The organism is Streptomyces sp. NPDC003036, from assembly GCF_040611175.1.
Taxonomy (GTDB): Bacteria; Actinomycetota; Actinomycetes; order Streptomycetales; family Streptomycetaceae; genus Streptomyces.
In genome coordinates this window covers 26,044-45,412 of sequence record NZ_JBEXNO010000023.1, presented here as the reverse complement: position 1 = coordinate 45,412, position 19,369 = coordinate 26,044, and the positions used below count along the sequence as shown (strand labels likewise).

General features: G+C 72.8%; 24 protein-coding genes and 1 pseudogene. 12 read left to right on the top strand and 13 right to left on the bottom strand.

Going from position 1 to position 19,369, the window contains the following annotated elements; genetic code table 11:
* Positions 1-11: 11 nt before the first annotated feature.
* Together ABZX67_RS18600 and ABZX67_RS18595 are read right to left on the bottom strand one after the other, a co-directional pair.
* Positions 12-653, bottom strand: a complete 642-nt coding sequence (locus ABZX67_RS18600) for a carbonic anhydrase (RefSeq protein WP_355361373.1) — start codon at positions 651-653, stop codon at positions 12-14.
* Positions 654-767: 114 nt separating this feature from the next.
* Positions 768-1,451, bottom strand: a complete 684-nt coding sequence (locus tag ABZX67_RS18595; RefSeq protein ID WP_355361520.1) for a TetR family transcriptional regulator — start codon at positions 1,449-1,451, stop codon at positions 768-770.
* A gap of 171 nt (positions 1,452-1,622) precedes the next feature.
* On the opposite strand from ABZX67_RS18595, the gene ABZX67_RS18590 reads away from it, so the two are divergent.
* The 6 genes from ABZX67_RS18590 (at position 1,623) to ABZX67_RS18565 (ending at position 6,934) form a co-directional block, all read left to right on the top strand.
* Complete coding sequence (locus ABZX67_RS18590) at positions 1,623-2,816, top strand: cytochrome P450 (RefSeq protein WP_355361371.1); 1,194 nt, start codon at positions 1,623-1,625, stop codon at positions 2,814-2,816.
* Complete coding sequence (locus ABZX67_RS18585) at positions 2,813-3,037, top strand: ferredoxin (protein WP_355361369.1); 225 nt, start codon at positions 2,813-2,815, stop codon at positions 3,035-3,037. Before ABZX67_RS18590 ends, ABZX67_RS18585 begins: the two co-directional genes overlap by 4 nt.
* 240 nt (positions 3,038-3,277) lie before the next feature.
* The gene (locus tag ABZX67_RS18580) at positions 3,278-4,279 is read left to right on the top strand and encodes a helix-turn-helix domain-containing protein (RefSeq protein ID WP_355361367.1); all 1,002 of its coding nucleotides are present in this window, start codon (positions 3,278-3,280) and stop codon (positions 4,277-4,279) included.
* Between the two features lie 46 nt (positions 4,280-4,325).
* The gene (locus tag ABZX67_RS18575) at positions 4,326-4,928 is read left to right on the top strand and encodes a cysteine hydrolase family protein (RefSeq protein WP_355361365.1); all 603 of its coding nucleotides are present in this window, start codon (positions 4,326-4,328) and stop codon (positions 4,926-4,928) included.
* Between the two features lie 154 nt (positions 4,929-5,082).
* On the top strand, positions 5,083-6,471 hold the full coding sequence (locus tag ABZX67_RS18570) for a hypothetical protein (protein WP_355361518.1): 1,389 nt from the start codon (positions 5,083-5,085) through the stop codon (positions 6,469-6,471).
* 268 nt (positions 6,472-6,739) lie between these two features.
* Complete coding sequence (locus tag ABZX67_RS18565; RefSeq protein ID WP_355361363.1) at positions 6,740-6,934, top strand: hypothetical protein; 195 nt, start codon at positions 6,740-6,742, stop codon at positions 6,932-6,934.
* A gap of 20 nt (positions 6,935-6,954) precedes the next feature.
* Here ABZX67_RS18565 and ABZX67_RS18560 read toward each other — a convergent pair whose 3' ends face one another.
* Both ABZX67_RS18560 and ABZX67_RS18555 read right to left on the bottom strand, forming a co-directional pair.
* On the bottom strand, positions 6,955-7,470 hold the full coding sequence (locus tag ABZX67_RS18560) for a hypothetical protein (RefSeq protein WP_355361361.1): 516 nt from the start codon (positions 7,468-7,470) through the stop codon (positions 6,955-6,957).
* A gap of 166 nt (positions 7,471-7,636) precedes the next feature.
* Positions 7,637-7,999, bottom strand: a complete 363-nt coding sequence (locus ABZX67_RS18555; RefSeq protein WP_355361359.1) for a hypothetical protein — start codon at positions 7,997-7,999, stop codon at positions 7,637-7,639.
* 114 nt (positions 8,000-8,113) lie between these two features.
* Here ABZX67_RS18555 and ABZX67_RS18550 point away from each other — a divergent pair, with 114 nt between their 5' ends.
* The 4 genes and pseudogenes from ABZX67_RS18550 (at position 8,114) to ABZX67_RS18535 (ending at position 10,338) form a co-directional block, all read left to right on the top strand.
* Positions 8,114-8,263 carry a hypothetical protein gene (locus ABZX67_RS18550; RefSeq protein ID WP_355361538.1) on the top strand — a complete coding sequence of 50 codons (150 nt, stop codon included), beginning with the start codon at positions 8,114-8,116 and terminating at the stop codon, positions 8,261-8,263.
* Positions 8,236-8,991 (top strand): annotated as a pseudogene (locus ABZX67_RS18545) (erythromycin esterase family protein); the annotation flags it as partial. The gene ABZX67_RS18550 and the pseudogene ABZX67_RS18545, both read left to right, overlap by 28 nt.
* 53 nt (positions 8,992-9,044) lie before the next feature.
* Positions 9,045-9,590: an erythromycin esterase family protein gene (locus ABZX67_RS18540; protein ID WP_355361357.1), complete on the top strand. Its 546-nt coding sequence runs from the start codon at positions 9,045-9,047 to the stop codon at positions 9,588-9,590.
* A gap of 76 nt (positions 9,591-9,666) precedes the next feature.
* Positions 9,667-10,338, top strand: coding sequence for a polysaccharide deacetylase family protein (locus ABZX67_RS18535; protein WP_355361355.1), 672 nt, complete (start codon positions 9,667-9,669; stop codon positions 10,336-10,338).
* Positions 10,339-10,680: 342 nt separating this feature from the next.
* On the opposite strand, the gene ABZX67_RS18530 is transcribed toward ABZX67_RS18535, so the two are convergent.
* Both ABZX67_RS18530 and thpR read right to left on the bottom strand, forming a co-directional pair.
* Positions 10,681-11,142 (bottom strand): VOC family protein, encoded by a 462-nt coding sequence (locus ABZX67_RS18530; protein WP_355361353.1) that lies wholly within the window; start codon positions 11,140-11,142, stop codon positions 10,681-10,683.
* Between the two features lie 166 nt (positions 11,143-11,308).
* The gene (thpR, locus tag ABZX67_RS18525; protein ID WP_355361351.1) at positions 11,309-11,893 is read right to left on the bottom strand and encodes an RNA 2',3'-cyclic phosphodiesterase; all 585 of its coding nucleotides are present in this window, start codon (positions 11,891-11,893) and stop codon (positions 11,309-11,311) included.
* A gap of 295 nt (positions 11,894-12,188) precedes the next feature.
* Here thpR and ABZX67_RS18520 point away from each other — a divergent pair, with 295 nt between their 5' ends.
* Positions 12,189-12,773: a sigma-70 family RNA polymerase sigma factor gene (locus ABZX67_RS18520; RefSeq protein ID WP_355361349.1), complete on the top strand. Its 585-nt coding sequence runs from the start codon at positions 12,189-12,191 to the stop codon at positions 12,771-12,773.
* Between the two features lie 7 nt (positions 12,774-12,780).
* Positions 12,781-13,125 (top strand): hypothetical protein, encoded by a 345-nt coding sequence (locus ABZX67_RS18515; RefSeq protein WP_355361347.1) that lies wholly within the window; start codon positions 12,781-12,783, stop codon positions 13,123-13,125.
* Between the two features lie 232 nt (positions 13,126-13,357).
* Here the strand turns inward: ABZX67_RS18515 and ABZX67_RS18510 are convergent, their stop codons facing one another.
* The 7 genes from ABZX67_RS18510 to ABZX67_RS18480 all read right to left on the bottom strand — a co-directional run bounded on the left by ABZX67_RS18510 (position 13,358) and on the right by ABZX67_RS18480 (position 19,191).
* Entirely contained in the window at positions 13,358-13,720 is a 363-nt protein-coding gene (locus ABZX67_RS18510) for a TetR family transcriptional regulator (protein WP_355361345.1), read from the bottom strand.
* Positions 13,717-13,986 (bottom strand): hypothetical protein, encoded by a 270-nt coding sequence (locus tag ABZX67_RS18505; protein ID WP_355361343.1) that lies wholly within the window; start codon positions 13,984-13,986, stop codon positions 13,717-13,719. Before ABZX67_RS18505 ends, ABZX67_RS18510 begins: the two co-directional genes overlap by 4 nt.
* 485 nt (positions 13,987-14,471) lie before the next feature.
* Entirely contained in the window at positions 14,472-15,269 is a 798-nt protein-coding gene (locus tag ABZX67_RS18500) for a hypothetical protein (protein ID WP_355361341.1), read from the bottom strand.
* Positions 15,270-15,785: 516 nt separating this feature from the next.
* Entirely contained in the window at positions 15,786-16,373 is a 588-nt protein-coding gene (locus ABZX67_RS18495; RefSeq protein WP_355361516.1) for a transposase, read from the bottom strand.
* Between the two features lie 6 nt (positions 16,374-16,379).
* Positions 16,380-16,562 carry a hypothetical protein gene (locus ABZX67_RS18490; RefSeq protein ID WP_355361339.1) on the bottom strand — a complete coding sequence of 61 codons (183 nt, stop codon included), beginning with the start codon at positions 16,560-16,562 and terminating at the stop codon, positions 16,380-16,382.
* A 65-nt stretch (positions 16,563-16,627) separates the two neighbouring features.
* Positions 16,628-17,713 carry a glutamate--cysteine ligase gene (locus ABZX67_RS18485; RefSeq protein WP_355361514.1) on the bottom strand — a complete coding sequence of 362 codons (1,086 nt, stop codon included), beginning with the start codon at positions 17,711-17,713 and terminating at the stop codon, positions 16,628-16,630.
* Between the two features lie 674 nt (positions 17,714-18,387).
* Positions 18,388-19,191, bottom strand: coding sequence for a maleylpyruvate isomerase family mycothiol-dependent enzyme (locus ABZX67_RS18480; RefSeq protein ID WP_355361337.1), 804 nt, complete (start codon positions 19,189-19,191; stop codon positions 18,388-18,390).
* Between the last annotated feature and the right edge of the window lie 178 nt (positions 19,192-19,369).

Genomic DNA, 19,369 nt, shown 5'->3' with positions numbered 1-19,369 from the left:
GGAGTGGGAGGTCAGGAGGCGGAGGCGGTCTCCGAGTCGAGGCCGCGGGTGGTGACCAGATGGGCTGTGCCGTCGGCGAGCCGGTACGACAGGCCCACGACCGCGACCCGCCCGCCCGCGACCGCTTCGGACAGGACCTTGGAGCGGTCCAGCAGGAGATCGACGGTGTGCCGGATGTGCTCGCTGATGAAGTCCGCGTCCTCGGTGCGGCCGGCGGCGCGGGCGGCCAGCACGCTCGGAGTCACCCTCTCGATCACGTCCCGCACGTAGCCGCCCACGGTCGTGCCCTCCTCGACGGCGGCGCGGGTGGCCGCGACCGCGCCGCAGGCGTCGTGGCCGAGGACCACGACCAAGGGGCTGCCGAGCACGCTGACCGCGTACTCGATGCTGCCCAGCACCTCGGAGCCCGTGACGTGCCCGGCGGTCCGTACGACGAAGAGGTCGCCGAGCCCGCGGTCGAAGACGATCTCGGCGGCCAGCCGGGAATCGGAGCAGCCGAACATCACGGCGAACGGGTACTGGGCCGGCGCGGTCTCGGCCCGCCGAGCAGCGTCCTGGTTGGGATGTTCCGGCGAACCAGCGACAAACCGCTTGTTGCCAGCCAACAGCACCTCGAAGGCTTCACGGGGCGTCAATGTCTGGGCAGTAGTCATGAGGCCAGATTACGGCCTTGGCCTCGCAGGATGGCGCAGCGGGGCGCGCGGCACCGCCCGGATGCTCCGCGGGCCTGCCGACCGGTGCCCACATGCCCGGCTTGTCCCGTCTCGTCACCGCGCGGCCTCGTCGGTGCACGGCTCGGCCGCCCCAGGGCGCTCCACCGGCGCGGGCAGCCCCTCCAGCAGGTGGCGCAGCGCGCCCCCGACCAGACGGCACACGTCGTCCGCGTCCGCGTCGGCCAGGGGCTGCCTGCCCACCACCACCCGCATCAGACCGATGCCCAGGAGCCACGACAGGGCGAGGTCGGCGCGCAGCCCCCGGTCGTCCGCGGTGCTGAGGGTGGCCAGGGCGCGGGCGTACTCGTCGCCCAGCGCCGTCACCACGGCCGCCACCTCGTCGTCGCCGCCCACCGAACGCAGCAGCGTCTCCAGCGACCGGTCCACCCCCGCGTGCTCCGCCCCCGCGTGCTCCGCCCCCGCGTGCTCCGCCCCCGCGGGCCTCCCCTCTGCCGTGGGACGCAGCAGGCTCCGCACCACCACCTCGACCAACTGCTCCGGGGGCGTGCTGCGCAGCTGCTCGTGCCCGCCCCGCGCGACCACCTCACCGAACAGGGCCTGCTTCGAGCCGAAATGGCGGAACAGCAGCGCCTGGTTGACCCCCGCGCGTGCGGCGATCTCCCGTACCGTCGCCCGTTCGTAACCCCGCTCGGCGAACAGGGCGGACGCGGCCATGAGCAGCCGGTCCCGGGTAGCCGGACCCGCCTGCGGACGCTCCGCCTCCGCCCCGCCGGCCACCGGCACGGCCTCCGCCGCCGCCTTCGCGACCACCTTCGCAACCGCCACTTTCCGCCACCCCTCCGTCGTCCGGCGCACCGTCCAAGGCCCCTCGCCCCAGGCGCCGTTGACTGTCCACCCGCCCCACCATAGGTTCGTAAGCAGCTGCTTACACCAGGGAGGTCACCCCCGATGACGACCACTGACGAGCAGGCTCCGCTCGTCTACCCGTTCAACGAACCCGAAGGGCTCGGCCTGGCCGAGGCGTACACGGAGGCGCTCGAACACCCCGGATTGTTACGCGTACGGATGGCCTACGGCGAGCCCGCCTGGCTGGCCACCCGGTACGCCGACGCCCGCCTGGTCCTCGGCGACCGGCGCTTCAGCCGGGCGGAAGCGCTGCAGCACGACGAGCCGCGGCAGTCGGAGGGGCGGCAGGACGCCGGCATCCTCAGCATGGACCCGCCCGAGCACACCCGGCTGCGCACGCTGGTGGCGAAGGCCTTCACGGTGCACCAGGTGGAGAAGCAGCGCCCGCAGGTACGGGAACTGGCGCACGCCTTCCTCGACGAGATGGAGGCCGCCGGACCGCCCGCCGACCTCGTCGAGTCCTACGCGCTGCCCATCCCGGTCGCCGTGATCTGCCGGATGCTGGGCGTACCGGAGGAGGACCGGCCGAAGTTCCGGGTGTGGAGCGACGCCGCCCTGTCGACCAGCTCGCTGACCGCCGAGGAGTTCCAGCGCAACCGCGAGGAACTGCGCGCCTACATGGCCGTGTTGATCGAGGACCACCGCGAGAACCCCCGCCCGGACCTGATGACCGGGCTGATCGAGGCCCGTGACACCGGCGACCGGCTCACCGAGCTGGAGCTGGTGGACCTGTGCGTCGGCATCCTCGTGGCCGGTCACGAGACCACGGCCAGCCAGATCCCGAACTTCCTCTACGCGCTCCTCGAACACCCCGACCAGCTCCAGCTGCTCCGCGAGCGGCCCGAGCTCATCGCGGGCGCGGTCGAGGAGCTGCTGCGCTTCGTCCCCCTCGGCAGCGCCGCGGCGTTCCCCCGCTACGCCAAGGAGGACATCGAGGTGGGCGGCACCCTCGTACGCGCGGGGGAGCCGGTGCTGGTGGCGGTCGGCGCGGCCAACCGCGACGCGCTCAAGTTCGACGCGCCGGGCCGGCTGGACCTCACCCGCACCGGGGTGCAGCACCTCGGCTTCGGCCACGGCGTCCACCACTGCCTGGGCGCGCCGCTGGCCCGCCTCGAACTCCAGGAGGCGCTCCAGGCGCTGATCACCCGCTTCCCCCGGATCCACCTCGCGGGTGATGTCGCCTGGAAGAACGAGATGCTGGTCCGGGGCCCGCGCGCGATGCCGGTGGGCTGGTGACCGCCGTGACCTGGACCCTGGAGATCGCCCGGGACCAGTGCATGGGCTCGGGCATGTGCGCGGGTCTCGCCCCGGACCTGTTCCGCCTGGAGGGCGCGCAGGCCGAGCCGGTACGCGAGGAGCTCGCCCCCGACGAACGCGCCCTGGACGCGGCCGACTCCTGCCCGGCGCTGGCCATCGTCGTCCGCGACGGCCACCGCACCCTCGGCCCGCGCCCCTGAGTCGCGCTGCTGACACGCGCCGCGCCCCGGGCGACCGGGCCGGCCGTGCTCAGCCGAGGTCGGTGCTGCCGTGCACGACCGTGCCGCCGACCATGGTCAGCAGGACCTTCGTCCCCGCGATCTGCGCGTCCTGCGTCACAGGGAGGACCGTTCCCGCTACAGGCATCGCAGGTATCGATGTCCGGATGTGGCAGGAGCTCGTCATTGCCGCCGTACCTGCCGGGGCCCGACGATGTGGACATGTCCAAGATCAGTCACCGCGTCGTGATCGCGGTCTTCCCCGACGTCGATCTGCTCGACGTCACAGGGCCGGCCGAGGTCTTCGCGCTGGCCAACCGGGAGTCCGGCGGCCGCGCCCGCTACCAGGTGCGCCTGGCCGGACCCGGGCGGGCCGGGGAAGCGGTGGCCACCTCCGCGGGCGTGCGCCTCCTCACCGACATCGGCTTCGCCGACGTCGGTGACGCGGTGGACACCCTCCTCGTCCCCGGCGCGGTGGAGGTGCACACCGACGGCCCCCGGCCCCGGATCGACCGCCACGTCGTGGACTGGATCAAGGACACCGCACCCCACGCACGGCGGATCGCCTCGGTGTGCGTGGGCGCCCACCTGCTGGCGGCGGCCGGCCTGCTGGACGGCAAGGCCGCGACCACCCACTGGTCGACGGCCGACCGGCTCGCCGCCGACCACCCCCGGGTCGCCGTCGACCCCGACCCGATCTTCATCCGCTCCGGCCGGGTGTGGACCGGAGCGGGCATCAGCGCCTGCCTGGACCTGGCCCTCGCGCTGGTCGCGGAGGACCACGGTGAAGACCTTGCGCTCGCGGTCGCCCGGCACCTGGTGGTGTACCTCAAACGCCAGGGCGGCCAGAGCCAGTTCAGCGTCCCGATCAGCCGCCCGCCGGCATCCCGCAGGGACATCGACGAGCTGCGCCTGTACGTCGCCGACCACCTCACCGAGGACCTGTCGGCGGCCGCGCTGGCGGCGCGCATGTGCCTGAGCGAGCGTCACTTCGCCCGTGTCTTCACCCAGGAGACCGGGACGACACCCGCCGCGTACGTCGAGGCCCTGCGGGTCGAGGCCGCCCGCCGCCTGCTGGAAACCACCGACCAGTCCCTGGAGGAGATCGCCCGGACCACCGGGCTCCGCTCGGTGGAAACCCTCCACCGCGCCTTCCGGCGGCAGATCGCCACGAGCCCGGCCGCGTACCGGCGCCGCTTCCGTACGACCACGACCACGGCCTGACGACAGGCCGGTTCCACCCCATCCGACATCCGAGAGGAAGACAGCCATGCCCACGTCCACGACACTGCGCGACGTCATCGGCCTGAACAACGAGCTCCCCAAGCTCGCCGACGCCACCCTGATCATGATCGACTTCCAGAACACCTACCGCACCGGCGTCATGGCCCTGGAGGGAGCCGAGGAGGCCCTCGCCGCCGGCGCGCGGCTGCTGACCGCCGCCCGGGCGCAGGGCACGCGCGTGGTGCACGTCGTCAACGACGGAGGCGAGGGCACCCCGTACGACATCCGCGCCGAGATCGGCGCCATCAGCCCCGAGGCCGCCCCGGTCGAGGGGGAACCGGTGGTGGTCAAGCGGTTCCCCAACGCCTTCCACGAGACCGAGCTGGAGAAGACGCTGCGCGACCTGGGCGCGGGTCCGGAACTGGTGCTGGCCGGATTCATGACCCACATGTGCGTCACCTTCACCGCCCAGGGCGCCTTCAACCTCGGCTACCGTCCCACCGTCGTCGCCGAGGCCACCGCCACCCGCTCCCTCCCCGCTCCCGACGGCGCCGACCTGCCCGCCGAGGCCCTCCACAACGCCGCCCTGACCACCATCGGCGACCTGTTCGGCCTCATCGCGCGCCGCGTGCGGGACCTCACGCCCTGACGGCCGCCCTGACAGCCGTCTTGACGGCCTGGGAGGAGCCGAGGCCCGCTCCTTAGGATGGGCCGGTATGGCACATGGGGGAGTGGGAGCCGGAGTGACGACGCGTGAGACGTACCAGGGCGGGGTGGCCGCGGCCCTGCGCCTCGCCGACGGCATGCCGTTGGAACGCGCGCTGGCCACCGCGGATCCCTGCGCGTGGCTGGCGCTGGACGCGGGGGTGCGGGACGTCCCTTGGTACGGGCTCGGCGTTCCGGGGGCACGCCGGTACGCCCGCCCGCGGATCGAGGAGCTGGCCGGGTTCGACGATCCCCGGCTCGCACTCGCCCTCTGCCACCGCGACGGGCGCGTCCGTGAAGCGGCGGTCCACCGGTCGAGGCACCGCCCCGACCTGCTGCCGTTGGTCGTCGTCCGCTGCGCGGACTGGGCCGCACCGGTGCGCGAACGCGCCCGCCACGTACTGAGCGAGGCCCTCGGCGTCCACGCCGCCGTCGCCCTCGCCGCGCTGATCCTGCGCGTCTGCAGGCGGCAGAGGGGCGCCTTCGGCGTGGGCGTGCTGGAGGAGACGCTGCGCCACGCTCCCCGTGAGCGGTTCTCGGCGCTCTTCACCGACCCGGACCGTGCCGTACGGCGGTTCGCGTACCGCCTCGCCATCGCACGGCGGCTGCTGAGCCCCGTCGAACTGGCCCGTGCCGCCCACCGGGACGACGACACCGTGGTCCAGGACCTGTGCGCCAGTGCGGCCCTCGCCACCCTGGCCGACCTGTGGGACGGCGACGTGTCGGACGACGTGCCGGACGACGTGCTCACCCCGCTGCTGACCGCCCGCAATCCGCGGACGCGTTCGGCGGGCGTCACCGCCCTTCGGGCGTCCGGGCAGCCGCACCGGGCGGAGGCGTACCTCGCGGACCGGTCCGCGCTGGTGCGCGCCTGCGCGCGGTACGTGGTGCGGCAGCACGGAGATGATCCGGCCGCCCGGTACCGGCGATGGTGCGCGGACCCGCAGGACCCCGCAATCGCGCCGGGCGCGGTCATCGGGCTGGCCGAGTGCGGAGACCGCGCGGACGCCGGGGCGCTGTGGCCGCTCGTCGCCCACCCGGCGGCGGGCGTCCGGGCCCAGGCGCTCGCGGGGCTGCGGGCCCTGGACGTCACGGACGTGGCACGCCTGCGGCCCCTGCTCGACGACCCGGCCCCCGCCGTCGTACGCCAGGCCACCGTCTCCCTGCTGCCCTGTGCGAAGCAGCTGCCCGCGCCATGGCTGACGGAGCGCACAGGGCCCCACCGGCTGCGGCACGTGCGCCTGGCCGCGTTCCGGCTGCTCGACGCGCGGGGCGGCATCGTGGCGCTGCGCGCCGCCGTGGGCCTGCTGAACGACCCGGACGACAAGCTCCGCACCTGGGCCGGACAGTCCGTCCAGCGCTGGCACCCGGCGACGAACGAACCGCGCGGGACCGCCGAGGTCGGCGAGCTCCTCGACCGGAGCAGGCACCTGTTCAGCGACTATGTGCTCGAGCGGCGCAAACGGGAAGCCGGCGTGAGCGGCTGAGGCTTTTCGGGTGAACAGGGGCCGGCGCGGGGCTCGGCCCCGGCCGGCGGGGATACGGAACCTGTGCTCCACCCCTCTCCGGCGACGCCGCGACGCGGCACCGACCTCCTCGCACCGGCGAGCAACGGAGTGCGGGACCACTTCATCCGCCACCGGTGCCTCGTACGCGTGTGGGTGGACTGACACCCGGCTTCCCGGGCCGGGTCCGCACCCGCCCGCGCGGCCGCTCGGGTAGCGGTCCCGGGACCGGCGTCGTAGACCTGGTGACATGGGCGAGGACAAGACGTCGTGGCACCCCGGTGAGATCGTCCCGGCGAGCGGGATCTACGAGTGCGACTGCGGCGGCGAGCATCACTGGAGCACGGACGTGAAGGGCCACCGCTTCCCGCCGCTGCCGGCCGGCTGCTCGGGCGAGTACTGGGCGCTGAAGACCCAGGCGCACCCCGAGGACCACCTCGGCTGACCCGCACCGGCGGCCGCCGGTCAACCGCGGGCGGCGCCGATCCGGCGGTCGACGGCGTCCTGCCAGTACTCGGCGACGGTCGGCGCCGAGCCGCCGCCCACCCCCCGTACGGGCGCGCCGAGGTCGGCTGCCGGGGTGGGACGGGCGTCCGCCAGAACGGCGTGCTCGTTGCTCGCGTTGTGCCACGACGCGGTGGCGAAGACGTACTTCCCGCCCACGGCCAGGCGGGGGTTTCCTGCGGGCTGCGTGAGCGTGACGGTGCCGCTCACCCCGCCCTTGAAAACGCGCCCGACGCGCACCTCGTACAGCTCCGAGGGGATTTCGGCGATGGTACGCCGCCCGGCGTGGCGGACGACGGTGCCGTGGAAGACGTCGTCGGCGCTCCCCGCCACTTCCCGGGCGCTCTCGGGGGCGTGGCGGGCGATGGCCTCGCGCGGCGCGGCGGGGGAGGTGACGTACCGGTGGGTGAGATAGCCGGTGGCGGCCAGGACCGCCGTGGCGGCCACGGCGAGGGCGGCGGCGAGGTGCTTGTTCATGGTCTTCCCCCACGGGGCAGGCAGCGGTGTGCTTCGTCCTTCATCACGCCGATTCGTAGAAGGGCGGGCCTCCGCACCGCAGCTCAACGGCCCGCGTGTCACCCGGGCGCACGCACAAGTCGTACCGGCGACACGGCCGCCGACACGGTGGCCCGGCACCGGCCGCTCAACAGCGCGACCGCAGCCACCGCCGTGCGGCGGACAGGGTGACCTCGATGTCATCGCTCCAAGAGCAGACCTCCAGCCACGACAGATAGCCGCCCTGCGTGAAGACCAGGACCTCGCCGGGCCACTCGCCGGCCTCGGTGACGAGCTGCGCCTCGACCGCCACGACCGTGCCGGGGCCGGTGGGCGCGGGCTCCACCGCGCCGGCGTCGAGCGTGAAGAAGGCGGTACCGCACCCGCACGTGCAGCGCGTTCGCACGCCCAGGTGCGGAACCTGCCTGCGCAGGGCGACATGAACGGGATCGTCCCCGTCCAGGACCAGCTCCAGTACGTCGGCCACGTCGGCGGGAAGGCTTCCGGTCATCCCGGCACCGTACGCGACGAGCGGCGTCGCTTGCCGGCCTGCACCCTCCAGGGACGGGGGACCGGTCGGCGAGGCAGCGCCGATGGCCCCGGCCCGTACCGGACCATGGGTTCCATGACCGGCCGGAGCCGCCACGGCGCCCCTCACGGCAACGACCCCGGAATCCCCAGCGACCCGCGTACGCTGCTGCCGCCCGCGGAGCCCGCCCAGACGGCCGCCCCCGCTGAACTGACGCGATGGTCACGCGCCACGCCGACCGCTTGACCCCTCTCGGCCCGGGGGCGGACCCGGCGGCCCCGTTCGACGACCTGGAGCCCCTGCGCGACCTCGTCGGCGACGCCCGCGTCGTCGCCCTCGGCGAGAGCGCCCACCGCATCCGCGAGTTCGGGCTGCTGCGCCACCGCGTCCTGCGGTTCCACATCGAGGAGGTGGGCTTCAACGCCTACGCCATGGAGTACGGAGCCGCCGAGGGCCGCGCCGTTGACGCCTGGGTCCAGGGCGGGCCGGGCGACATCGACGACCTCCTGGCCGCCGACGGCGAGCGAGCCGGGAGCGACGGCGACGGCGACGGCGACCGAGGCCGGGGCCAAGGCCGGCGGCAGGGCAAGGACCAGGTCGTCAAGGGCCTGGGGCAGCCCGTGGAGTGCAGGAACACCCTGCGATGGCTACGCCGTCACAACGCCGGCACCGCCCACCCGTTCCGCTTCGTCGACTGCGACATCCCCATGGCAGGAGGCGCGCTCGCGCCCGTACTGGAGCCGGTCGCCGCCTACCTGGCCACGGTGGACCCCGCCGCGCTGCGTTTCGTGCACACCGCGCTCGAGATCTCCGGGCCGATCGCGGGCGGAACCGTCATGGTGCCCGCCTACTCCAGACTGCACCTGGACCAGGCCCCGCAGGACCGCCTCACCACCGCGCTGGCACGCCTGCTGGGCCGCTTCACCGACCTGCGCGAGCTCTACACCGAGCGCAGCGGCCGTACGGCGTACGAGACCGCCCTGCGGACGTCCGTGCGGCGGCGACGACCGACCGGCTCCAGCGGGCCATGGCCGAAGCGCTCGCGGGCGCGCCCGACAACCTGGCCTTCGCCGCCAGGGAGCGCTATCTGGCCGACACCCTGCTGGAGTTCCTGGAGCGCTCCGGCCCCGGCACCCGCGTGGTCCTCGTCGGGCACAACGCCCACATCCAGCGCTCGGCGAACCCGGCCGACGGGCCGCTGACGGTGACCCCCATGGGCAATCTGCTCTCCCGCGCGCTCGGCGCGCAGTACGTCCCGATCGCGCTCACCGGCAACGGCGGCGAGACGGTGGAGAACGTGCCCGACCCGGAGCATCCGCTCGGCATGCGCTGGGGCCCGGCGGCCACTCCCGAGGCGGCGCCGGACAGCGTCGAAGCGCTCTTCGCCGGGGTCCCCGGGGAGCCGGCGTTGGTGGACGCCCGCGCCCTGCGCGCGTACGCACGCCGGCACGGACTGGCGGAACCGGTCCGTACGCGCCTGGACACGACGTTCATCGAGATCCCCGCCCTGGAGGCGTTCGACGGGATCATCTGCCTCCCGGACACGACCCCGAGTGCCGACACACCCCGGTAGGGGCGGCGAACGCGCCCGGCGTACGGACACGGCGGTCCAGGTTCAGGGCGGGCGACGGCCGGCCGATGAGGGCGGTATGACAACGCGTGGTCTGTTCGCCGTACCCGGTCCTCTCTCCCGCCGCCTGCTCGTATCAGCCGCCACCCTGTTCGCCGTCTCGTCCGGCGCGGCCCTGCGGGCCCCAGCCCCGGCCCCAGCCCCGGCCCCAGCTCCAGTCCCGGCCCCGGCCGCGCCCGCCAGGCCGGGGTCCCCTCGCCCCGCCGCGGCGGCCGCGGACGAGGAGCAGGGCCTGCGCTCGCTGTTCGGTTCGGAGAACCGCGTCATCCGCACCTGCGAGAAGGCCGTCGCGGTGACGTTCAACGCGGCGTGGAACGACGCCGGCCTGGACCGCGTCCTCGGCGAGCTGGCCCGCCGACGGACGCCTGCCGCGTCCTTCCTCACGGGCGAGTTCGCCGACCGGAACCCCCACGTGGTCCGGAGGATCGCGGCCGCCGGGCACGGCCTGGGCAACCACTCCTACAGCCACCCGTTCTTCAAGGACCTGACGGCGGCCGGCAGAGCCCGCGAGGTCCTCGCGGCGGACCGGGCCCTGCGCGCGGCCGGCGCGGACCGGCCCGCACCCCGTTCTTCCGCTTCCCCTACGGCGAGACCAGCCCCGCCCACATCGAGGAGGTCAACGCACTCGGGCTCGCGGACGTGGAGTTCACCACCGACACCAACGGATGGAAGGGCACCAAGGGCGGCATGACCGTGGACCGCGCGGTGCGCCGAGCGCTGGACGCCCTGCGCCCGGGAGCCATCGTGCAGATGCACGTCGGCGCCGCCGACGGCGGAAGCGAGGTGATCGACGCCGAGGCCCTGCCGCTCGTCCTCGACGCCCTTCACCGCTCGTGGTTACCGCGTCATCGACCTCCGTGCCGTTCTCCGCGGCGCCGTCGGCGGCGGACGGGACGCGGCGGAGGGAACCTGCCCCAGCGGCCGGTGACCGAGTGGGGGCGGCGGTCGTGTCGGACGAAGGGAAGGCGTGCTGGCCGCCTTCCCACAGCCGCCTTCCCCTAGCACGGCTTCGCGCCCGCACCGCTGCCCGCGGTCAGTCCAGACAGAACTCGTTGCCCTCCGGGTCGGCCATCACGATGAACCCGGCGCTCATCGGGGGAGCGGGCTCGAAGCGGCGTACCCGCGTCGCTCCGAGCGCGACGAGCCGGTCGCAGGCGGCCTCCAGCGCCGCCATCCGCTCTTCTCCCTCCAGCCCGGGAGCCGCACGGATGTCGAGGTGGACGCGGTTCTTGGCGACCTTGTTCTCGGGGACCTGCTGGAAGAACAGCCGGGGGCCGTGCCCCTCCGGGTCTTCGATGGCCGACCGCGTGTTGCGCTCCTCCTCCGGTACGCCGATCCGCGTGAGGAAGTCGTCCCACGCGGCCAGCGGGTCGGCGCCCTTGGGCAGGTCGACTCCGGGCGGGCCCGGGTGGACATAGCCGAGCGCGTCGCGCCAGAAGCACGACAGCGCCCGCGGGTCGTGGGCGTCGAAGGTGACCTGGATGTGGCGGCTCATAGGGTTGCTCCGTCCGTCGTGGGTTTCCTGAGGCTCCCTGCGGGCTTCCTGCGGGTTTCCCGCACGGGGAGCGGTCCGCCGGGGACCGGCTGCGGATCGTCTCCGTCCGTGGGGTCACCCTGACACCTTGAGCGGACAGAACCGGTCCGCTTTCCTCCGAGCGGGTTCATCCCGTGCCGCCGAAGGGCCAGGAGTCGATGTCGCGGTAATGGATCGGCCCGGGGCCACGGCCGTAGTTGCTGCCGACCAGGTGCAGACGCTCGGCCTGCCACGTACGGCCGGTGAACGCGGAGAGTCCTGCGGCGGCCCGCACCACGCCGGAGGTGTCGTCGCGGCGGGCCCGGGCGAGCGTCAGGTGCGGGTTCAGCGGCCGGTCGACGAAGGCGACACCGTGCGCCTTGACCAGCGTCCGCACCTCTCCGGCGAGCGACCGCAGGCCTTCGAGGTCCCCGCCGATTCCGCTCCACAGCACCCGCTCGTCGAAGTGCCCGCTGCCGCGCAGGGCCAGCCGCAGGGGCCGGCGCCCGGCCGCCAGTTCCGCGAGGGGCGGCTGCAGGAGCGCAACGGTGGACCGGGGCAGCTCACCGAGGAACGCCAGGGTGATGTGCCAGTCCTCGATGCGGTTCCACCGCAGGCACGGGTGGGCGTCATAGGCGGACCGCAGTGCCTGCGCCAGCTCCTCCTTGGCGTCGTCGGGCGGAGCGAGGGCTATGAAGACACGGATGGTTTCGGCCGCAATCTGTTCGTTCACGAAGGACTTCGTACACCACTGGCGCCGGTCCACGCTTTCCCCGTGGTACACGGGAACGCCGGGAAGGGAAACCGGCTACCGACCTCGTAGCTCGTACGGCGAACCGCCGGAGCGCGGACAGGGGGTGAATCCTTCCGCGCCGGTCGCGCCTCTCATAGGTGTGCGGACGACCGCGTCCGCCGCGCACCCCGACCGGAAGGACCCCCCATGACCACCGTCGTCGTCGCCGCCGCGGCCGCCGTGCCGCTGCTGTGCGCGTGCACCGCCACCCTGCTGCGCCGCCGGAGGCGGCAGCGTGGCTGACCGCACCTGGCCCGGCGCGACCCTGGTCGCCGCGGCGCAACGCGGCGACGTCGAGGCGCTCACCGCGCTCGTGTACGGCTCCTACCCGCACGTGCAACGGTTCGCGCACTCGCTGTGCGCGACACCCCAAGACGCCGAGGACGCCGCCCAGGAAGCGCTGATCATCCTCTACCGAAAGATCGGCATGCTGCGCGCCTCCGGGGCGCTGGCGTCGTGGATGTTCCGGATCGTGCGCAACGAGTGCCTGCGCCGCACCCGCGCCCTGCTCCACCGCGGACCGGACGCCGAGGCGGGCGGGCTCGGTACGCCGGACCGGTCCGAGGCGCTCGGCGGCCCCACGCGGTCCGCCGAGGAGGACGTCCTGCTGCGCCTGGAAGGCGAACGCGTCGCAGCGGCCGTCGCGGCCCTGCCCGACGACCAGCGGCAGGTGCTGGTCATGCGGGACATCCAGGGCCTGCCCGGCCGCACCGTCGCCGACCGGCTCGGGCTCGGCACCGCCGCGATGAAGTCCCGCCTCCACCGCGCCCGTTCGGCGGTACGCGAAGCCCTGCGCGACGAACCGGCCGAAACGAGGTGAACCGACGATGACCCCTGACGCGACCATGACGACACGCCCCACCGACCCCGGTGCCACCGGTGCACACGCCACACCGGCACCACTGGTATCACCGGCACGCGGCCGTTTCGCGAGCGCCACCGTCCCACGCCATCTGGCCCGCGGCGCCTTGGGCTTCGGCGCGCTCGCCGCCTCCCTGTCCCTCCTGCCGATCACCGGCCCGGCGAGCCTGCTGCTCGCCCCGGTGGGCCTGATCGCGCTGCGCGGCTGCCCGATGTGCTGGGCCATCGGCCTCGCGGAAACCGTCTCGGCCGGCCGACTACGCCGGTCCTGCACGGACGGGAGGTGCGACCTGACCCGCGCGAAGCGCTAGGCAACCGACAACCGGGGTGACCCTGGACCGCCCCGGGAGCGCGTGTCCTCAGCCCGGTTGCTTGATGCTCTCGATGATTCGGGCGAAGCCTTCCTCTCCATGGCCTGCATCGACCTGACGTTGGATGAGCCGCTGCACCACCGGATACGGGCTGCCGAGCGCGGTCGCCAGTAGCTGCGCCTGGCCGACGAACTGCTCCCGGGCGCGGAGCAGTTCGGAGCCCAGCTCCCTTCTAGGTTGCGTGCTGCCAAGAGGACGATCTCCAGACGCGCGGGGTGCGGTCGCGCTCGGAGCCGAGCCAGTGGGCCAGTACGCCGGCGAAGCGGTCCGCCATCTGGCGTACCGGCGGCGCCGCGGCCGGCTCTTCGGAGACGGTCGCCGCTTCGGTGTCCGCCACTTCCTGTTCGGCGATGAACGCGACCACACCGGCGAGGAGCGCCTGCCGGGTACGGAAGTAGTAGCTGGTGGACCCGGCCGGCACCCCCGCCCGCCCGTCGACGGCACGGTGGGTGAGCCCTCGCAGGCCCTCATCGGCGATCACTTCCACCGCCGCGGTGAGCAGCGCCTGTACGCGGGGGCTCCTGGCACCGCTCACGCCACGGCCCGCTTCCTGAGCCTGCCGAGCATCATCCGGCGGACGAGGCCACTGAAGGGTCCGATCAGCGGCCAGTACCGGCCCATGGCTCGACGAGCCGCCTTGTCCAGGCACAGGACCCGGGTCTCGGTGACGACCCGCGTACCGCCGGTGGCGGCGTCCACGGAGAACCGCATGCTGAAGGTCGCCTTCGCGTAGCCGGGTTCGTCGAACGCCAGGAACTCACGCGGCCCTGTGACGCCCGGCCGTCCGTCGGCTGGGCCCATGGTCCACCACTGCCCCACGATCCCGCGGACCGTCTCTCGCGGTGGGTCTTTCGGGGCGCCGCGGAGGAACCCGAGACCCGGCAGCGCGTCGGCGTCGGCACGACGCGCAAAGTGATCTGAATGTTCTCTCATGGGGAGATCAGGGTGTTGCCGCCGGGTTCCCGGCACGCCGTCCAGGGCGACCGCGAGGCGCGCCGCTTGGAGCTGGGGGAGCCGGACTGTACCGGTGGTTGCTGTGGCTTCCTGACCGTGGTCGTGCAGCGGTTCGGGGAGATCCTGCGGGGTGGGACTGGGAGGTCCCGTGGCCGGCCCACACCCCTCTTGCCCTCCCCACTGCCGGAGCTCCGCTTCCGACGCGCGTCAGTACGGGCGCCGAAGTGGCTCGTGCCGAGGAGGACCGCTGGTGGCGGGTGTACTCGTGACCAGCGCGGCCCGTGTCGAGCACGCGCTTGCCGTCGACGGTCCTGAGGATGTCGGCATCCCGGTTATCTCCCCAGCGCCCCCCGCAGCGTCACACCCCACCGGGTCCGCAGCCTGCGCACCTCCCAGACCGATAGCGCCGTGACCGAGAGGGGGCCGCCGAGGAGGAAGGTGTAGAGGACGAGGGGCGGAGCCGCCACGTCGGGGCCGTCGAACAGGCCCAGCCCGAAGAGGGACCACACCAGCAGTGGGGAGATCAGGGCCGGCAGCAGCTCGTGCACATCGCCCAGGCGGAAGCAGGAGTTCACCCCGTACACCAGTGCGACGATCGTGCACAGCAGCGCGAACACCAGGACCAGCGCGCAGACCACCGCGCCGACGAAGAACAGCACCATGACCAACAGGCCGATCAGGATGCCGTGGTAGCCGATGTCGGCCGTCGAGATAATCTCGCCCTTGAGCATCTTGACCATCAGATACGACACTCCGGCGCCCAACGCGATTGCGCTCAGCGAGCACAGCGGACCGAGCAGCCGGGCGGCGTACCGGCGGCCCAGCGGCGCGCGGGCCGCGACGATGAAGGCCGTCACCGCTACGAAACCGACCGTGAGTGTGAGCCCGCCTCCGATGAGCAGGTCCTCCAGCTTGCCCAGGACGACCTTCTCGCGGCCCTCGGCCAGCGGGAACGCCAGGAGCAGCCAGGCGGTGGCGATGAAGCCCGCCGCCGTACGGGCCCACTGCAGGCCGGTGATGAGGGGGTCCTCGATCCGGTCGGGCCGGGACGGGGCGGTCATCGCCGTGGCGACCGCGAACGGACTGGGTATCGACCGGAGGGACGCGGACGCGCCCCGGCGGGTGTTCACTGATGCTCCCCCGAACACATGAAACGTACGAACGCGCAGACGGATGGATACATGGATACGGAGATCCGTCCGCGTATCACGGCGCGACTGTCCGCGGTGGCGGGCGCGCCTGCCGTGCGGGCATACCCGGCCACGGCGGAACGGCGCTCACCCGCTGATGGCTGTAATGGCCCTGACACCTTAGCCCACCAGGCCGGACTTCTCGTCACCCTGCCGGAAAGTCCTGCCGCACCGGTGCAAGGCCTCCTCCGCCGGCGATGGCCGAGCGGATCCCCGCACCTCCCGGTGCGCCTGGCGATCGGCATCGGAACCAGTTCCGCCACCGCGCACGGCGGCGTAACATGCGCCCGGCAAGTACGGTCACGGCATGACCGAGAGCTTGCCTGCCTCCGTGGCCGGCGTGGCCGACGTGGCGGCGCTGCTCCCGAGCGCGGATGATCTGGTGCATGTCGCGCTCCGAAAGCAGGGTCCGCTCGTCAGCGTGAGCGCGCGCTGCACAGGCGTGTGCGGCTCCGCCTACTTCGACCGCTCACGGCCGTCCGGCGGCGCGGGCAGGGCTGTGACGGCACTGCGGTCCGGGTGTCCAAGGGCATGCCGATGGCAGCACTCGGTGAACGACCTCGCGGACCTGCTCGGTGGTTGCCGCGGCCAGGTCCGCGCCGGGCTCCAGGCGGATCGTGTCCAGCTGCGCGGTCCAGGAAGCCCGGCCCGTCTCCAACGCGGCCACGATCGAGTAGGGCCAGCCAGGCACCATCTGGTGCTTACCCAGGCCCCGGCCGAAGGTGTGACAGAACGAGCGGTTCGAGCAGGTGTGTCGGCACCCGGCCGCAACCACGGCGAGACGTTCACCGCCAGCACCGACCGGCCGTCGCTCGCCCGAGGCAGCGGCACGTTCGCCACCGCGCGACGAAGGCGTGCGACGTCGATCCGCCCCGGTTGATCGCGGAAGTCGACGACGGCGTCGCCCTGTCCACCGAGCTCTCCCGGCGGGCTGGCGGCCGCCCCCCGTACGACCCGGGCTCCGGTGAACCCCGCACACCCGGCCCCGGCGTGAGCTGCCGCTTCTCCTACTCCGGCGGCACGCCCTGACGCCCAAGCCGGCACCACTGCCTACGGCCTGCCCGCGGTCAGCTGGCCGGCGGTGTCCTCGATCCACGGCAGCGTCCATTCGACGCTGGCCCGCCACCCGGGTTCTGCGCCGTCGTAGCGGCCTTCGGCGTCGGCGCGGATGCGGACGGCGAGGGCGGGCAGGTCCCTGCAGTCCCCGCCGCTTGTGCGTCGTTTGCCCTTCACGCACGGACAGCGGCGGAACCCGACTCCGGCCGGATCGGCCCGTTTGCGACAGCGGGCGGGATATCTCAATCCGATGCGGTGAACGTGGACATGAGATGGTCGACGACATCGGTGAGACGGGCCCTGCGTTGGTACGCGGCACGTTGCCGGTCGGCGCCGTCGCCGGCGGCGCGCACGCGTGACCAGAGTGTGCTCACCAGTTCCGCGTCGCCGTGCTCCTTCAAAGCGGGTTGCGCCCATGCCAGGAGCTGGTCGACCTGGTCGACGGCGGGGGACAGGCGGCCGGTGGACAGGTCGATGCCCTGCCCGGCCAGGCCGTCGCGGGCCGCGCGCCAGCAAGCGGCGCGCAGCATCTCAGGCCCGGGCTGGAAAACCGGGACGCCGGCGGTGATGGCCTGCAAGGCGGTAGTGGTCATCGCCCGGATGAGGCCGGCGAGCAGCACGGTCTCTCCCGGGGTGGCGGTCGCGTCGGTGACGCGGAATTCGAGCGTGGGCACGTGGTGGGAGGGCCGGATGTCCCAGTACAGGCCACCGCGGTCCATGACACTGCCGGTGGCGATGAAGGCGGCGACGAGGTCCTCGAAGTGGGCGGTGGACTCGAAGTACGGCGGTGGCCCGGCCACAGGCCAGCGTCCCAACGCTGTCCTGCGCCAGCTGGCGTAACCGGTATCGCGCCCCGCCCAGTAGGGCGAGTTGCCGGTGAGGGGGATCAGGACCGGGATCCAGGGGCGCAGGTGGTTGCTGACCTGCAACGCTGTGGCGAGGTCGGGGATCCCGACGTGGATGTGGCAGGCGCAGACGCTCTGTTCGTCGTCCAGGGCACGGAACATCGCCGCGCTCCGAGCGTAGCGCGGGCCGGCCGTCAGCGGCGGCGGGGAGGCCTGGCCGAGGACGGGAGTGCCGCTGGAGATGACGCGCAGACCTTGGCGGTCGGCGGCCCGTACGACCGCCGTGCGCGTGGAACGGACCTGCTCGGCGAAGTCCGCAAGGCTGGTGTGAGGGTCGGTCCGCACCTCGACCTGGTAGCGCGTCAGCTCCGTACCGACGCGATCGCCGAGTTCACCCGACGCCTCGGCCACCACGTTGTCCGCCTCCGCGCTCACCGCGCGCGACACCGGATCGACCAGGAGGAATTCCTCCTCCGCTCCCACCGTCAACGGGGCCCGCCTGCCTGCGGTTGCCCGGCTTCGGCCATGGCCTGGGAGCAGTCCCTGTGCACCGGCAGACGTACGCCCTGTACTCGTCATGGTCATCATGCTGTCACGGACGGTAAGCCCGAGACAGGACGCAAAGACGACATCTCTCAACTACGGGGAGCGGGAGGTGCGCGAGCGGACATAGATACTGATCGCCGGGGGCGGCCCGGCGGGAACAACGGCGGCCCGGAAGGGCTGACGTTCCGCATACGAGCTGCCACCGCGGGAAGCCGCCAGTAGGCGGCCACGGGGGCAGCTGTGCGGCGCGCGGCGCCGGTCACCGGTCGGAGGGTAAGGCCGTGCCGCCCAGCAGCAGTGCCCAACCGGCGACCCGTCCACTGAACCTGTGTCGTGGAGGGGCGCAAGTCCTGCTGAAGGCGGGGAGCGCGACGTTCAGGAACGGTCAGGTCCATGCCCAGCAGGAACAAGCCCAGACAGACGACGGCCGTGGCCGCTCAGTACCGTACCGACGACGCGGACGGCCCGGGCCCGCGCGGGGAGGGTGGGGGCGGTGGCCTGGGATAGTGGGCCGGGCGTCGCGCTGGCGGTCATGGTCGGCAGGCGGCGGGAGCTTCCCCCTCGTGGAGCTTGCCCCGTCGTGTGTCGGGTACCGATGGGAACAGTGATGCTCAGAAGAGGACCCGCGCCGCAGTGAGAGCCGCCGCGGCCTCCCCGTCGCCCTCGAACGTCAGCTCACCTCGTGGCGGTCGCCCGGAGAGGTGGCGGGCGAAGTCCAGGGCATCGGCCCGCAGGGTGACCACGGGGGGACCGCTGCCGAGCCGGTATCGGCCACCGGCCGGGCCGGAAAGCTCCAGCAGACAGGACGGACCGGTCCAATCAAGCGCCAGATCCAGCAGTACCTGGCGCATGATTTCGCCGTCGTGCGCATCCAGCGCCAACTCGGTACCGGTGGCGTCACAGATGTCGATGCGGTGCATCCAGGTGTCACGGGCGACGAGAACGCAGTTCAGGTACTCCATGGAGTCCTCGGGAAGCGCCTTCGCCTCCGGGAAGATCATGCTCGTGCGGATCCGACGCCGTACCGAAGCCGGCACACGGGCCAACGAGCGCACCCCCTTCGGGGCGATGCGAGCGAACTCCGCGACCAACCGCTCTCCCGGGACCTCTTCACGATCTTCGACCTGGCTTTCGTTATGGCCGTCCAGCGCACCCAATTCGGGATGCCTCCGACGGGCCCGTCGAACTCGCGTGATCATGAGCCAGGGCTTGGGCAGCTCCTCGAACTGACCGACCTCGTGGGCCACCATGTTCCGGACGGTCCACCCAGAGCACACGGTCGGCCTCGACCAGGCCCCGACATCCAACGCACCCATGATCGCGAGCGAGGCTCGTACCTCCGCCTCGTTGACCGCGCGCGCCCGAGCCGCGGAAGTCCGGGGAATGTCCTTGGCAGAGACAGTAGGCGTGGCCATACCGCACCTCCTCCACCCAGGCTACAAGGCACCCACACCGGCGGCATGTGCATGCGACCAGGGGCAGCCGAGCAGGTGGAATGAGAACAACAGCTGCACGCGAAGACGCTTCCAGCGGCCGGGGAGAATATGGGTCTGCGGGCGGAAGCATCGCAAGCGGCGGCGTCACGGCGCTGCG

Excerpts from the sequence above, each read along its gene's own strand:
- ABZX67_RS18600 (WP_355361373.1), bottom strand. The coding sequence starts at position 653 with ATGACTACTGCCCAGACATTGACGCCCCGTGAAGCCTTCGAGGTGCTG.
- ABZX67_RS18535 (WP_355361355.1), top strand. The coding sequence starts at position 9,667 with ATGACAACGCGTGGTCTGTTCGCCGTACCCGGTCCTCTCTCCCGCCGC.
- ABZX67_RS18570 (WP_355361518.1), top strand. The coding sequence starts at position 5,083 with ATGCCGTTGGAACGCGCGCTGGCCACCGCGGATCCCTGCGCGTGGCTG.
- ABZX67_RS18590 (WP_355361371.1), top strand. The coding sequence starts at position 1,623 with ATGACGACCACTGACGAGCAGGCTCCGCTCGTCTACCCGTTCAACGAA.
- ABZX67_RS18580 (WP_355361367.1), top strand. The coding sequence starts at position 3,278 with ATGTCCAAGATCAGTCACCGCGTCGTGATCGCGGTCTTCCCCGACGTC.
- ABZX67_RS18480 (WP_355361337.1), bottom strand. The coding sequence starts at position 19,191 with ATGGCCACGCCTACTGTCTCTGCCAAGGACATTCCCCGGACTTCCGCG.
- ABZX67_RS18565 (WP_355361363.1), top strand. The coding sequence starts at position 6,740 with ATGGGCGAGGACAAGACGTCGTGGCACCCCGGTGAGATCGTCCCGGCG.
- ABZX67_RS18515 (WP_355361347.1), top strand. The coding sequence starts at position 12,781 with ATGACCCCTGACGCGACCATGACGACACGCCCCACCGACCCCGGTGCC.
- ABZX67_RS18540 (WP_355361357.1), top strand. The coding sequence starts at position 9,045 with ATGGCCGAAGCGCTCGCGGGCGCGCCCGACAACCTGGCCTTCGCCGCC.
- ABZX67_RS18555 (WP_355361359.1), bottom strand. The coding sequence starts at position 7,999 with ATGACCGGAAGCCTTCCCGCCGACGTGGCCGACGTACTGGAGCTGGTC.
- ABZX67_RS18530 (WP_355361353.1), bottom strand. The coding sequence starts at position 11,142 with ATGAGCCGCCACATCCAGGTCACCTTCGACGCCCACGACCCGCGGGCG.
- ABZX67_RS18550 (WP_355361538.1), top strand. The coding sequence starts at position 8,114 with ATGACCGGCCGGAGCCGCCACGGCGCCCCTCACGGCAACGACCCCGGA.
- ABZX67_RS18560 (WP_355361361.1), bottom strand. The coding sequence starts at position 7,470 with ATGAACAAGCACCTCGCCGCCGCCCTCGCCGTGGCCGCCACGGCGGTC.
- ABZX67_RS18575 (WP_355361365.1), top strand. The coding sequence starts at position 4,326 with ATGCCCACGTCCACGACACTGCGCGACGTCATCGGCCTGAACAACGAG.
- ABZX67_RS18505 (WP_355361343.1), bottom strand. The coding sequence starts at position 13,986 with ATGGGCCCAGCCGACGGACGGCCGGGCGTCACAGGGCCGCGTGAGTTC.